Here is a 13,295-nt window from a genome sequence, read left to right on the forward strand (position 1 = left end):
GTGCAGTGCAATGACATCAGCCACCTCGACAGCGCTGCGTTTCGCCTTCGCCGGCATGATTGCCATGGCGGTTGCCATGGGCATCGGCCGTTTCGTCTACACGCCGATCCTGCCCGGCATGATGCAGGAATTGCATCTGTCGCCTGCCGATGCCGGTTGGATCGCGTCGGCCAATTATCTCGGCTATCTCGTCGGCGCGTTGGCAGCGGCGGGCGGCTGGGCGCATGGGCGCGAGCGCCTGCTGATGCTGGCGGGGCTTGGCGCCAGTACGGTCCTTGCCGCGCTGATGGGGCTGACCGAAGCGATGGCGGCCTTTCTCGCCATCCGCTTTCTGGCCGGTCTGGCCAGCGCCTTCGTCATGGTGTTCATGGCCAGCATCGTTTTCAGCCACATCGCGGCTGCCGGTCGCAACGACCTGCAGGCCTGGCATTTCGGCGGCGTCGGGCTCGGCATAGCGGCATCGGCGGCGATGATGGCGGTGCTGGTCGCCGAGCATTCGGGCTGGGCTGCAGGCTGGCTGTGGTCGGCGGCGATTTCGGCCTGTGGTTTCGTCCTCGTTGCGCTGTTGGCCAATGAGGGTCCGCTCGGCAACGGCGAAGTCACCCGCGAGCCGGCACTGCGGATGGACCGGTCGTTGGTCAAGGTCATCGTCGCCTACGGCCTGTTCGGCTTTGGCTATGTGGTGACGGCGACATTCCTGGTCGCCATCGTCCGGCAAGGCGGCGGCAGCCGCGTCTTCGAGGCCATGGTGTGGATGGTCGCCGGTCTTGCGGGCTTTCCCTCAGTCTGGCTCTGGCAGAAGATCGCGGCCCGCACCGGCCTCTATGCCGCCTATGCGCTGGCGTGCTTCATCGAAGTTGCCGGCGTCACCGCCAGCGTCGCCATCGGCGGCGCCACCGGGCCGCTGCTTTCCGGCGTGCTGCTCGGTGGCACCTTCATTGCCATCACCGCATTTGGCCTGCAGGCCGCCCGGCAGCAGGCGCCAAGCGCGCCGCGGCGGATATTCGCCCTGATGACGGCTGCGTTCGGCCTTGGCCAGATCATCGGGCCGGTCGCCGCCGGGTTTCTGGCGCAGATGTCCGGCGATTTCTTCCTCGCCTCGATCACAGCCGCGATCGTGCTGGTCGTCTCCGGCGCCATCACATGGTCGGCTGCGCCAAAATCGCCATGATTGTGGGCTTGCTGTGCCGGGCATCGGGCACGGGCATTTTCTTTCCCACTAATGTGTGACTTTATGCCCGCTGTCGTCAGCTGATTTGTGCCTAGATCGAGGAATTCGCCACAGTGTTCGTATCCTTTTTCCCGCAGCCGAAGCTGTTCTTCACTTCGGCCGCCGTCTGGAGCCTTGCGGCGATCCTGTTCTGGTTCTTCGGTGGTGAACAATTAGGTACGGTTTTCGGATTGCCGCCCGCCGCGGCCGGCGCGCCGCCCATCATCGGCATCGCCATCCTCGTATCGAAGCCGTTCCTCTGGTTCTATCTCTATTTCGCGTTCTGCGTGCTCGTCTTCTACGCATTCTGGAGCTGGTATTCGCCGCATCCATGGCAACGCTGGTCGATCCTGATGACCGCGGTCATCCTGTTCTTCATCTATTTCAATGTGCAGGTCAGCGTCGCCGTCAACGCCTGGTATGGGCCTTTCTTCGACTATGTGCAGGGGCTGATGTCGGGGACTGGAAAGTCGACCAACAGCGAATTTTATATCGGATTGGCTGATTTTTCGTGGCTCGCCCTGGTCGGCATGAATGTGCAGGTGGTCAACGCCTTCATCGTCAGTCACTGGATCTTCCGTTGGCGCACGGCGATGAACAACTACTTCGTCGAGAATTGGGGCAGGCTACGCCATATCGAGGGTGCCTCGCAGCGCATCCAGGAAGACACGATGCGGTTCTCGCAGATCATGGAAGATCTCGGCTCCAGCTTCGTCCAGTCGATTATGACGTTGATCGCATTCCTGCCGGTCATGATCCAGTTGCAGGCCCATATCACCGAGTTGCCGATTATCGGCGCGATTCCACAGCCATTGGTTGTCGCAGCCCTTGCCTGGTGTCTGTTCGGGACGATCTCGGTCATGGTTGCAGGTCTGAAACTTCCAGGGCTGCAGTTCCGCAACCAGCGCGTTGAGGCAGCCTACCGCAAGGAACTCGTCTACGGCGAGGATCACGCGGACCGGGCCCAGCCGGCCACCACGGCCGAGCTGTTCGAGAATGTTCGCCACAATTATTTCAGGCTCTATTTCCACTACATCTATTTCAACGTCGTCCGTTACACGTACCTGCAGGCCGACAACATTTTCTCGCTGCTGATCCTCGGTCCCTCGCTGGTGGCGCACAAGATCACGTTCGGCGCGCTGAACCAGATTTCGAACGCATTCGGCAAGGTGACCGGTTCGCTGCAGTTTCTGCTCACCTCCTGGTCGACCATCGTCGAGCTGCAATCGGTCCACAAGCGCCTGCGCGCCTTCGAGGCGACGCTGCAAGGCGAGCCGCTGCCCGATATCGACCAGCGCTATCTGGCAAGGCAGGGCGCTGAGGATCCGGCCTAAAGATCGAGGTTGGAAACGAACCGGGTTGGCGGCTCAGCCGCCGACTGAGACCTGCCTCTGGCCGGCATCCTGCCGCGAAACATAGTCGCGAAAACTGATGCATTCGACATCGGCCTTGACACAGACATCGCCGGCAAAACGCTCCAGCGCGTTCCAGTAGGCGCCGTCATTCATCAGCGCGAAGTGGAAGCCGAGCTCCAGCGGAATGCGCTTGCCGGCATACTGCTTGTCGAAGGCGGCGCGGAAGGCATCATAGGTCCGGTTGGCGAACTCGCCCGCTTGGCTTGGCCGTTCGAAGCCGCCGGAATGCCTGACATAGAGATTGTAGTCCATGGCGATCACCGGCCGTGACTTCGGTCCTTCTGGAATCTGCGGCAGCGAAAAGTGCATGACGCCGTTGCTGGCCGTCGGTCGGGCGGGGCCCTGCGAGACGCCGCTGGCGTCGAATTGATAGCCGGCGGCCGGCAGCGCTTCATAGAGCGCCTTGCCCGTCGACAGATACGGCGCGCGAAAACCGACAACCGCATGCCGTGCGAAATCGCGCCAGCCCTCAGGCTCGGGCGCAATGCCGTTGATGGCATAGGCGTTCTCGAGAATGTGCTCGAACGAACCGAACTCTTTCAGCCAGTCGGCCTTGCTCCAGTCCTTGCCGTCGAAATGGCCGCAGCCATGGCTGGCGATGTCGTGGCCCTCATGCGCGGCAAGCCCGATCTGCTCGAGCCGGTCGGTGACTTCCTGTTTCGAGGCGGCAAAGCCGATATTGGATTTCCCGGCGCTTCTGCCGGGTGCGGTGTATTCCTTGCGTGTTTCCGTCGACAGCAGGAAGACGCAGGACAGAAAATAGGTGAAATGTGCGCCGGTGCGCTCAGCCAGTGCTCGACTGCGCTTCCACTGCGAAATGTCGCGGGCGCTGTCGAACGAGATGATGACGACCTGCTTGGGCTTTGCCGGCACCGGTGGCGCGGGCGGGTCGGCCAGAGCCACGCCGGCAGTGACGAGCGCGGCAAGCGAAAACGCAACAACGCGGAACGGACGAAGCATAGGAATCTGATCTTAACTCGGGGAACGTCTGCAAGCCGGCTATCGCCCAAATGTGGCGCGGGTGCGATGGGCCTCGTCGGCTGCTCGTCCGGGGCAAACATCCGTTTGCCCCGGACAATAGGCGATTTTCCGGTCGAACCCCTTCCATGCCGGCAAAATTTCGCTAAAACGCGGGCTGACAAAGGCCCGACCGGGCAGGAATGGTTTGATTTGATGTCCGACGACAGTTTTATCCGTGAAGTCAACGACGAGATCCGTCGCGAACAGGCGCAGGCGCTGTGGGACCGTTTTGGCCCAGCCCTGATTGTCGTTGCGATCCTCGTGGTGCTCGGCACCGCAGCCTTCGTCGGCTATCGCTATTGGGACGAGACGCGCGCCAACCGCTCGGGCGATGCGTTCTCGCAGGCGCTGAAGCTTGCCAATGACGGCAAGAACGATGAGGCGCTGACCGCGCTCGATCAGTTGGAGAAGGATGGCTACGGCGCCTATCCGCTGCTCGCCCGCATGCGCGGCGCGACCGTCAAGGCGAACAAGGGCGACGTTCCCGCCGCCGTCAAGGATTTCGACGAAGTCGCCGCCGACACGGCCATTCCCCAGAGCATTCGCGACATGGCGCGGCTGCGGGCAGCGCTGCTGCTCGTCGACCATGGCTCGTTCGCCGACGTGTCCAGCCGTGTCGAAGCGCTGACATCCGACACCAACACGCTGCGCCACACGGCGCGCGAGGCGCTCGGCCTTTCCGCCTGGAAGGAAGGCAAGACGCAGGATGCGCTGAAACTGTTCGACCAGATCGCCGCCGATGACGGCGCCCCGCGCAACACCCGCGAGCGCGCAACATTGATGTCCGAGCTGATCCGCGGGTCGGGCAGTGCGTCGTGACCTTCAAAGTCGCCATCATCGGCAGACCTAACGTCGGCAAATCGACTCTCTTCAATCGGCTGGTGGGAAGAAAGCTGGCGCTTGTCGACGACACGCCGGGCGTCACCCGCGACCGTCGCGTCCACGCCGCCAAGCTCTACGACCTGCATTTCGATGTCATCGACACCGCCGGCTTCGAGGACGCTGGTGCCTCGACCTTGCCCGGCCGCATGCGTGCGCAGACCGAGATCGCTATCCGCGAGGCCGACCTGATCTTCTTCACCATCGATGCCAAGTCCGGCCTTTTGCCTGACGACAGGACCTTCGCCGAGATCGTGCGCAAGTCCGGCAAGCCGGTCGTGCTGGTCGCCAACAAGGCCGAGGCGAAGGGCGCCCAGGGCGGTATGCTGGAAGCCTGGGAGCTCGGCCTTGGCGAGCCGATCCCGGTTTCGGCCGAGCATGGCCAGGGCATGCCCGATTTGCGCGACGCCGTGATCGGCGCGCTCGGCGAAGCGCGCGCCTTCGGCGAAGACGAAGATGGCGAAGACGAAGAGATCGCTGCCGGCGAGGTGCTGATCGGCGAGGATATCGCCGATCCGGATGCCGAGCACACCTATGACGACACCAAGCCGATGCGCATCGCCGTCGTCGGCCGTCCCAATGCCGGCAAGTCGACGCTGATCAACGCGCTGATCGGCGAAGAACGGCTGCTCACCGGACCGGAAGCCGGCATCACCCGTGATTCGATCTCGGTCGATTGGGATTGGCATGGCCGCCGCCTGAAGCTGTTCGATACGGCCGGCATGCGCCGCAAGGCCAGGATTCACGAAAAGCTCGAAGTGATGTCGGTGCAGGACGGCCTGCGCGCCATCCGCTTCGCCGAGATCGTCATCATCGTGCTCGACGCCACCATTCCCTTCGAGAAGCAGGATCTGCAGATCGCCGACCTGATCATCAGGGAAGGCCGGGCGCCGGTGATCGCCTTCAACAAATGGGACCTGATCGACCATCCCCAGGAGCTTCTGGCCGAACTGCGCGAGAAGACGGAACGGCTTCTTCCCCAGGCGCGCGGCCTGCAGGCCGTACCTGTCTCCGGCGAGACCGGGCGCGGCCTCGACAAGCTGATGGATGCCGTCATCAGGACCCACAAGGTATGGAACAGCCGCGTCTCGACCGGCAAGCTCAACCGCTGGCTGGAAGGCATCCTGGCACACCATCCGCCGCCTGCCGTGGCCGGGCGCCGGCTGAAGGTCAAATACGTCACCCAGGCCAAGACCCGGCCGCCGGGTTTCGTTGTCCAGTGCTCGCGGCCCGATGCGATGCCGCAATCCTATGTCCGCTATCTCTCCAACAGCCTGCGCGAAGCCTTCGATATGCCCGGCGTGCCGATCCGCATCGCGCTGCGCACGTCGGACAATCCGTTCGCCGGCAGGTCGAACAAGCGTAAATAAGCGGTCGGGCGCTGGATACCTGTTCCGGCTGTCTAAGCGACCTCCTTCAACCGCTCGTCCCGTGGCAGCGCCTGCAAAGCCGCCTGCAGCAATATGTCGGCCAGCCGCGCTGCCACCGGATCCAGTTCAGCATCCTTCTGGTGCAGCACCAACGCCATTTTGGGCAATGCAGGCAGCCCGGCGATCTCCGGCGTCATCGCGCTGACGCTGGCCGGCAGGCCGATGTCGGTGCGGATTGTCAGCCCCAGCCCCGCCGCCACGGCTGCCCAGATGCCGCCAAGGCTCGGACTGGAAAAGGCCATCCGCCACGACAGGCCGGCGCGGTCGAGCGTTTCGGTTGCCACCGTGCGCAGAAGGCATGGCGCTTCGAGCGCCACCAGCGGCAGCGGCTCACTGTTGCGCAGGCTGGTCTCGATACGCTTTGCCGGCCCGATCCAGCGCATCGGCACATCGGCGACATGCTGGCTGTAGGGCAGCGTTTCGCCGCAGTGCCAGGCGAGCGCGATATCGAGGCTGCCCGACAGGACCCTTTCGGCAAGGTCGTGGCTGCGTGCGATCCTGGCTTCGATCTTCACCTTGGGGTGCGTCCGGGCAAATCGGCCGAGCACGTCCGGCAGCACCGCCTCGCCGAAATCTTCCTGCAAGCCGAGCCGTACCCAGCCTTCTAGCTCGACACCGTGGATGGCGGATGCCGCCTCGTCATTCAATTCGATCAGCCTGCGCGCATAGCCGAGCATGGTCTCGCCGGCCTCGGTCAAAGCGAGGCCGCGTCCTGATTTGCGGAAGATCGGCGTCGCCGCCTGTTCTTCCAGTTTCTTCAATTGCGCGCTGACCGCCGACGTCGACCGGCCAAGCCGGTCAGCGGCCTTGGCAAAGCTACCCAGCTCCATGCCGGTGACGAAACTGCGCAGGACGTCGAGGTCGAATGTCACGCGTCGCATGTTTGGAAGTCCCGATTTTCAGGATTGTAAGTTCAAAACTTCCTGATTTTCAGGATGAAATTATGGCGGTAGGGACAGATCGTCAAGGCCGAACCGCTGGCCAGCACGGGAAATGAAGTCATGTCCGCCATTGTCAATTGCACCGACCGGCAGCCGTCGGAACTTCTGGAAGATACCGGTTCCACCGGGAGGGTGTTCACGCCGGGCCATCGCTGGAAAGTCCTGGGCATCGGCGTTGCCGCCAATGCCGCCTTCTCGGCTACGTTCTCCGGCATCCCGGCGACGGCGGTCGTTCTTCGCCAGGGCTATCACCTAGGCAATGCCGAACTCGGTCTGGCGCTCGGCCTTCTCGGGCTTGGGGTCGCGCTCAGCGAACTGCCCTGGGGCTTGCTCACCGATCGCTGGGGCGACCGCCGCGTGCTGTTGATCGGGCTCGGCGCGACGGCGGCGTGGCTCCTGGTCATGGCGATGCTGGTCGTGCCGACAAAGGCCGGTATTCCCGACGTCACGCTGCTCTCCGCGAGCCTGCTCATCACCGGATTGCTCGGCGGCAGCGTCAACGGTTCGAGCGGCCGCGCCATCATGGGCTGGTTTCGGGAAAACGAGCGCGGCTTCGCCATGAGCATCAGGCAGACGGCGGTGCCGCTTGGCGGCGGCCTTGGCGCGCTCGTGCTGCCCTCGCTTGCGCTGGCTTTCGGCTTTGCCGCGGTGTTCGGGGTCCTGGCGGGTGCATCCGCTCTGTCTGCCCTGTTCGCCTGGCGCTGGCTGCACGAGCCGCCGACGCCGGGCGAGGGCCATCCCGCTTCGGCTTTTGTGGCCGGACCGGCGCCGCTGCGCAATCGCGACGTCTGGCGTATCGCGACCGCCATCGGCCTGCTCTGCTTTCCGCAGGTGGCCGTGCTCACCTTCGCCTCCGTGTTCCTGCATGATTTCGTTGGGTTGGGAACGGCGGCAATCAGCGGGAGCCTCGCCGCGGTGCAGATCGGCGCCATGGTCATGCGCATCTGGAGCGGCCGCTTCACCGACCGTCACGGCAACCGCCGCCAATTTCTTCGCCTGTGCAGCGCGTTCAGCGCCCTTGCCTTCGCCATGCTTTGGCTGCTGGTCCTGTTCGGCCCAACCATTCCGGGCGGCCAGCTCATCTGGTCGGCGGTTCTTCCGGTCGTGCTTATTGTCGCAGGCATCTCTGTCTCCGCCTGGCACGGCGTCGCCTACACCGAGCTTGCCACCCTTGCCGGCGCCGGCCATGTCGGAACCGCGCTCAGCCTTGCCAACACCTTTGTTTTCGTCGGCTTCTTCCTGGTGCCGGTGGCCATTCCGGGGCTCTTGCACCTCTGGTCCTGGTCCGGCGTCTGGCTGGCGGCCGCCATCTGCGCGCTGATCGCCCGGCCGATCTTCCTGCGTCCGGCCTGAATAGTCGGCCGCAAAATCGCCCGACTTCGCAACCACGACCTCGGGCCGACCGGGAAAACCCGATCGAATCCGTTAACGTCCCATCAAGGTTAATGCATCATTTTGCTCTCCAGTGGGGTCTGTAGCGTTCCTGGAGAGAGTTCCGTGCATCGACGTGTGTTGAAGCGGCTGGTTGCCGCCGCCGGTGAGAGAAAACGTGGCTTTCTGGGTCCGCTCGTCATCGGTTTCGGCATCTGGATCGGCTTTCCGACCGTCGCCGCCTATCAGGACATGACGAGCCTCGTTTCCGGCCTCGAAGCATCGAGCACGCGCTGGAATTCCTATGTCGAGAAATCCGTTGCCGGCTCGACCCATGCGGCTGAGATGCCCTTTGTCGATTCCGATGTCACCGGCTCCATTTCCGGATCGGGCGTCCACCTGGCCGGTGTCGGCAACGTGTCGTTTCGCGGCAAGGGCGGCAAGGTCAGCGCCACGCCCGATGAGGACCGCGTCGTGCGCGCCGAGAAGAAAGGGCGCATCGTCCAGATGTCTCCCGTCGCACCGCCAAAGAACTTCAACGCCGGCTCGATCTTCGAGCGCACCTCCTCCTTGCTCCGGCCCAGCATGGACAGCGGCCTGAAAATGGCTTTCGCCAAGCCGCAGATCAAAGGCAAGGAAATCCAGATCGCCGCCGCATTCCATGTGCGCGAGGACAAGAAGCCGGATCCCGGCATGCCGGCCATGCTGGCGGCGCTGGTCAACAACGACCATCCGGATGTGCTGGCCACCGCCTATGCGCAATCCGAGCCGGACTATGCCAAGGCATCGCCCTTCGAGGCCCTGCTTCAGGACGAGCAGCCCAATGAGGGCCGCTTCATTCCGCCGATGGCCAAGGGCGATCATTCGTGGATCCAGAACCCGCTGCCGGCGAGTGTCTTCTCCAAGAAGGAGCAGGCATGCCTTGCCAACGGAATCTATTTCGAGGCGAGGAGCGAATCCGTGCGCGGCCAGGCCGCTGTCGCCCAGGTCATCCTCAACCGCGTCCGCAATCCGACCTATCCGAATTCGATCTGCGGCGTCGTCTACCAGAACGACAGCTGGTTCAACCGTTGCCAGTTCTCCTTCGCCTGCGACGGCAGGAAGAAGCGCATCGATAGCCCAGCCGCCTACAAGACCGCCCAGGAGATCGCCATGGCCGTCACCGCCGGCAAGATCTTCATTCCGGAAGTCGGATCGTCGACCCACTACTATGCCCAATATGTCCATCCCGGCTGGGCGCGCACGATGCAGAAGATGACCAAGATCGGCCTGCATATCTTCTATCGGACCTATGGCGGCGGCTGGAGCTGAGTGCGGAGCAGCCGCTGATCCTTGATGTGGCGCGCAGCCGATCAAAGAGCCATTGCGCGGGGGATTCGCGCCATGCATCCTCGTCATCCTGGCGGGCACGATGTCGCACCTTCGTAATTCATTGATTTTATTGCCTAAAATACATGGCAATGAACTTCCGCCCGTGGCTTGACGGGCGCAAACCCTCTAACTATGTTGCCGGCGACTTTAGAAGCGGACGGACGGTGACGGTCTGACCGGGCAGGGGGGTTGCGATGGCCGACAAGAATGGGCCAGACGGAACCGGAGAAACCGGCCGCGGCAATCAGCATGAACCCGACATCCGCGACGACGATCTTGAGCGCCGCCGCCGTGACCTTGAAGCTTCGCTTGCGACAAGGCGGCCGGGCGGGCTCGAGGGGAAAGACGACGCGAAAGCGGGCAGTGTGGCCGGTTATGGTCAGGCGCTCAAACTCTCCAGCGAGTTTATCGCCGGGGTGGTGGTGGGTGCCGGCATCGGCTGGGTCATCGACCGTTTGGCGGGGACATCGCCATGGGGTCTGATCGTGTTTCTGCTGCTTGGTTTTGGCGCCGGAGTGCTCAATGTGATGCGTTCCGCCGGCGTCGTGGCAGAATTTGGACAGGGCGATAAATCGCGCCGTGGCCAAGACGACAAGAAATGACCGCGCACCATGTGCGGTAATGGTAACGAGGCCGTACGCGGCATTGACGGGGTTTGAACGTGGCAGCTGACAAGGTCGATCCGATCCACCAGTTCCATATCAACAAGCTGATTCCGATCGACATCGGCGGCTATGACCTGTCCTTCACCAATTCGGCGCTGTTCATGGTCGCAACCGTGATCGTCGCGGCTGGATTCCTGTTTCTCACGACGTCGAGCCGCAGCCTGGTTCCCGGGCGGCTTCAGTCGGTCTCCGAGATGGCGTACGAGTTTGTCGGCAACATGTTGCGCGACGCCGCCGGCACGCAGGGCATGAAGTTCTTCCCTCTCGTGTTCTCGCTGTTCATGTTCGTGCTCGTTGCCAATCTGCTTGGCCTTTTTCCTTATTTCTTCACGGTCACCAGCCACATCATCGTCACCTTCGGCCTTGCCGTGCTGGTGATCGCAACCGTGGTCGTCTACGGCTTCATGAAGCATGGTCTTGGCTTCCTGAAACTGTTCGTGCCGCACGGCGTGCCGGTCTTCCTGCTGCCTCTCGTGGTGCTGATCGAAGTGATCTCCTTCGTGTCGCGCCCGGTCAGCCTCTCGGTTCGTCTGTTCGCCAACATGCTCGCCGGCCACATCACGCTGAAAGTGTTCTCCGGCTTCGTCGTCAGCCTGAGCGCGCTCGGCGCGGTTGGCGTCGCCGGCTCGATCCTGCCTCTGGCGATGGCGGTGGCGCTGACGGCACTGGAACTGCTGGTCGCCTTCCTGCAGGCCTACGTCTTTGCCGTGTTGACCTGCATGTATCTCAACGACGCCCTGCATCCAGGGCACTAGGTCCAAAAGTTTCCGGCCCAAAGATTTCCAACATTGGCGCCGGATGGAATCGCAACGGAATTTTAGATCCAAAGGAGTTGAACAAATGGACGCAGAAGCAGCAAAGTACATCGGCGCCGGCATCGCTTGCCTGGGCATGGGTGGCGCGGGCATTGGCCTCGGCAACATCTTCGGCAGCTACCTGGCGGGCGCACTGCGCAACCCGTCGGCCGCCGATGGCCAGTTCGGCCGTCTGATCTTCGGCTTTGCCGTGACCGAAGCTCTGGGCATCTTCTCGCTTCTCATCGCGCTTCTGGCCCTGTTCGGCTGAGCACTCGGGAAGATTGGACAGGCCGGCCGCGCAAGCGGCGGGCCTGAATTTCGGGGATAGTCCATGTTCGTGACATCTGCCTTTGCGCAAGAGTCCGCGCCATCAGCCGATACCAGCCACGCTGCGACGGAAGGCGACACGCATTCCGGCACCAGCGTGCCTGCTGAAGCGCATGGCACGTTTCCGCCATTCGATCCGGCGACGTTCCCGTCGCAGCTTCTGTGGCTGGCGATCACCTTCGGGCTGTTCTATCTCTTCCTGAAGCGGGTGGTGATGCCGCGCGTCGGCGGCATCATCGATGTGCGCAACGATCGCATCACGCAGGACCTCGACCAGGCGGCCAGGTTGAAGGGCGAGGCCGACGCCGCCGTTGCTGCCTACGAGCAGGAACTGGCGGAAGCCAAGACCAAGGCCAACGCGATCGGCCAGCAGGCCAACGACGCTGCCAAGGCCGAGGCCGACACCGCTCGCAAGAAGGTCGAGGCTGCGCTCGACGCGAAGCTTGGCGAAGCCGAAGCCCGCATTTCTTCCATCAAGGCCAATGCCATGAAGGAAGTCGGCAGCATCGCCGAGGACACCGCTTCGGCGATCGTCGAGGCTCTGGTTGGCGGCAAGGCCAGCAAGGCCGAGATCGCGGCCGCGGTCAAATCCGTGGCCCGGTGAGGAGCGCATCATGGATTACACATCTCTCGCGACGCTCTGGGCCACGATAGCCCTGATCATCTTCCTCGGCGTTGCCGTCTACATCAAGGTGCCTGGCATGATCGCCAAGGCGCTCGACGCCCGTGCCGCCAGGATCAGCAATGAACTGGACGAAGCGCGCCGGCTGCGCGAGGAGGCCCAGCAGCTGCTCGGCCAGTACCAGCGCAAGCGCAAGGAAGCCGAGCAGGAGGCCGCCGACATCGTCGCTGCCGCCAAGCGCGAAGCCGACATGCTTGCCGCCGACGCGCATAAGAAGACCGAGGACTATGTCGTCAGGCGCACCGCGCTTGCCGAACAGAAGATCGGTCAGGCCGAGCGTGATGCCATCAGCGAAGTGCGCGCCAGCGCCGTCGACATCGCCGTCGAGGCAGCACGCGCGCTGCTTGCCGGCAAGATCGACGCCAAGGCCGGTGCAGATCTGTTCAAGGCTTCGCTCGCGGACGTGAAGTCGAAGCTGAATTAGGCGCTTCGTCTAGCCAGTCATCGAAAGCCGCCCGGGCAACCCGGCGGCTTTTTTGTTGCGGCGCTGAAGCTGCCAATCTCCCCCCTCGTGGGGGAGATGCCCGGCAGGGCAGAGGGGGGGCGTGAAGGAACGCTAACCTTTGTTGTCCTAAGGTCTATCGGGACAAGCCTGAGGGCATAACTGCAATCCGATTGAGAGGCCGGCGGGACAGCGCCCCCCTCTGTCCTACCGGACATCTCCCCCACAAGGGGGGAGATTGGCTTGTCGTCGTTGTCGCTCAATCCAGCCCGGCGAAGCTCTCTTCTTCCGCCACGTCCACCTCGGCCCCACCCAGCCGGAATGGCGCAAACGACACGCGGTGCAGCCGCGCCACCGGGCCATGCGCTTCGATCGCGGTGCGATGGCGAACCGTGGCGTAGCCCATATGGACTTCGAACCCGTAGCGGTCGTGATGGTTGCCGCAGCCGCACATCATGCGGTCGCGCATCACCTTGGCGACGATCGAGGCGGCGGCGATCGACTGCGAACGCTGGTCGCCCTTGATCAGCGCGCGCCCTTCACAAGGCAGTCCCGGCGGCACGTCGCGTCCATCGGCAAGCGCAAGCTTCGGCCGGATCGACAGCCCTACCAGCGCGCGCCGCATGGCTTCCAGGCTTGCCTTGAGGATGTTGCTGCCGTCGATGCCCTCGGCGCTGATGGAGGCCATCGAGACCGCCTGTGCGGAGCCGAGAATGCGCAGGAACAGGGCCTCACGCTGTAAATG

General features: G+C 63.3%; 14 protein-coding genes. 11 read left to right on the forward strand and 3 right to left on the reverse strand.

Annotated elements, in window-relative coordinates; translation table 11 throughout:
* Positions 1–10 precede the first annotated feature (10 nt).
* Both EN949_RS08860 and sbmA read left to right on the forward strand, forming a co-directional pair.
* Positions 11–1,171, forward strand: coding sequence for a YbfB/YjiJ family MFS transporter (locus tag EN949_RS08860; RefSeq protein ID WP_013532852.1), 1,161 nt, complete (start codon positions 11–13; stop codon positions 1,169–1,171).
* A gap of 113 nt (positions 1,172–1,284) precedes the next feature.
* Positions 1,285–2,544 carry a peptide antibiotic transporter SbmA gene (sbmA, locus tag EN949_RS08865; RefSeq protein WP_013532851.1) on the forward strand — a complete coding sequence of 420 codons (1,260 nt, stop codon included), beginning with the start codon at positions 1,285–1,287 and terminating at the stop codon, positions 2,542–2,544.
* 33 nt (positions 2,545–2,577) lie between these two features.
* Here the strand turns inward: sbmA and EN949_RS08870 are convergent, their stop codons facing one another.
* Positions 2,578–3,585 (reverse strand): polysaccharide deacetylase, encoded by a 1,008-nt coding sequence (locus tag EN949_RS08870; protein WP_084652795.1) that lies wholly within the window; start codon positions 3,583–3,585, stop codon positions 2,578–2,580.
* 213 nt (positions 3,586–3,798) lie between these two features.
* Here EN949_RS08870 and EN949_RS08875 point away from each other — a divergent pair, with 213 nt between their 5' ends.
* The gene (locus EN949_RS08875) at positions 3,799–4,464 is read left to right on the forward strand and encodes a tetratricopeptide repeat protein (protein WP_013532849.1); all 666 of its coding nucleotides are present in this window, start codon (positions 3,799–3,801) and stop codon (positions 4,462–4,464) included.
* Entirely contained in the window at positions 4,461–5,894 is a 1,434-nt protein-coding gene (der, locus tag EN949_RS08880; protein WP_013532848.1) for a ribosome biogenesis GTPase Der, read from the forward strand. Before EN949_RS08875 ends, der begins: the two co-directional genes overlap by 4 nt.
* Before the next feature lie 32 nt (positions 5,895–5,926).
* On the opposite strand, the gene EN949_RS08885 is transcribed toward der, so the two are convergent.
* Positions 5,927–6,835 carry a LysR substrate-binding domain-containing protein gene (locus EN949_RS08885; RefSeq protein WP_127367701.1) on the reverse strand — a complete coding sequence of 303 codons (909 nt, stop codon included), beginning with the start codon at positions 6,833–6,835 and terminating at the stop codon, positions 5,927–5,929.
* Positions 6,836–6,955: 120 nt separating this feature from the next.
* Here EN949_RS08885 and EN949_RS08890 point away from each other — a divergent pair, with 120 nt between their 5' ends.
* From EN949_RS08890 to EN949_RS08920, 7 genes are all read left to right on the forward strand, one after another.
* Positions 6,956–8,248 carry an MFS transporter gene (locus tag EN949_RS08890; protein ID WP_127371669.1) on the forward strand — a complete coding sequence of 431 codons (1,293 nt, stop codon included), beginning with the start codon at positions 6,956–6,958 and terminating at the stop codon, positions 8,246–8,248.
* A 144-nt stretch (positions 8,249–8,392) separates the two neighbouring features.
* The gene (locus EN949_RS08895; RefSeq protein ID WP_013532845.1) at positions 8,393–9,577 is read left to right on the forward strand and encodes a cell wall hydrolase; all 1,185 of its coding nucleotides are present in this window, start codon (positions 8,393–8,395) and stop codon (positions 9,575–9,577) included.
* Between the two features lie 254 nt (positions 9,578–9,831).
* Positions 9,832–10,239 carry an AtpZ/AtpI family protein gene (locus EN949_RS08900; protein ID WP_127366815.1) on the forward strand — a complete coding sequence of 136 codons (408 nt, stop codon included), beginning with the start codon at positions 9,832–9,834 and terminating at the stop codon, positions 10,237–10,239.
* A gap of 59 nt (positions 10,240–10,298) precedes the next feature.
* On the forward strand, positions 10,299–11,057 hold the full coding sequence (locus EN949_RS08905; RefSeq protein ID WP_013532843.1) for a F0F1 ATP synthase subunit A: 759 nt from the start codon (positions 10,299–10,301) through the stop codon (positions 11,055–11,057).
* Positions 11,058–11,142: 85 nt separating this feature from the next.
* Complete coding sequence (locus EN949_RS08910) at positions 11,143–11,367, forward strand: F0F1 ATP synthase subunit C (RefSeq protein ID WP_006206606.1); 225 nt, start codon at positions 11,143–11,145, stop codon at positions 11,365–11,367.
* A 63-nt stretch (positions 11,368–11,430) separates the two neighbouring features.
* Positions 11,431–12,030 carry a F0F1 ATP synthase subunit B gene (locus tag EN949_RS08915; RefSeq protein WP_013532842.1) on the forward strand — a complete coding sequence of 200 codons (600 nt, stop codon included), beginning with the start codon at positions 11,431–11,433 and terminating at the stop codon, positions 12,028–12,030.
* A gap of 10 nt (positions 12,031–12,040) precedes the next feature.
* Positions 12,041–12,532, forward strand: a complete 492-nt coding sequence (locus EN949_RS08920; RefSeq protein WP_013532841.1) for a F0F1 ATP synthase subunit B — start codon at positions 12,041–12,043, stop codon at positions 12,530–12,532.
* A gap of 277 nt (positions 12,533–12,809) precedes the next feature.
* On the opposite strand, the gene EN949_RS08925 is transcribed toward EN949_RS08920, so the two are convergent.
* Positions 12,810–13,295, reverse strand: a 486-nt coding sequence (locus EN949_RS08925) for a ribonuclease HII (RefSeq protein ID WP_127371670.1), incomplete at its 5' end; no start/stop codon positions are given.

This window comes from Mesorhizobium sp. M7A.F.Ca.US.007.01.2.1 (assembly GCF_003998165.1).
In the GTDB taxonomy this organism is placed as follows: domain Bacteria; phylum Pseudomonadota; class Alphaproteobacteria; order Rhizobiales; family Rhizobiaceae; genus Mesorhizobium; species Mesorhizobium ciceri.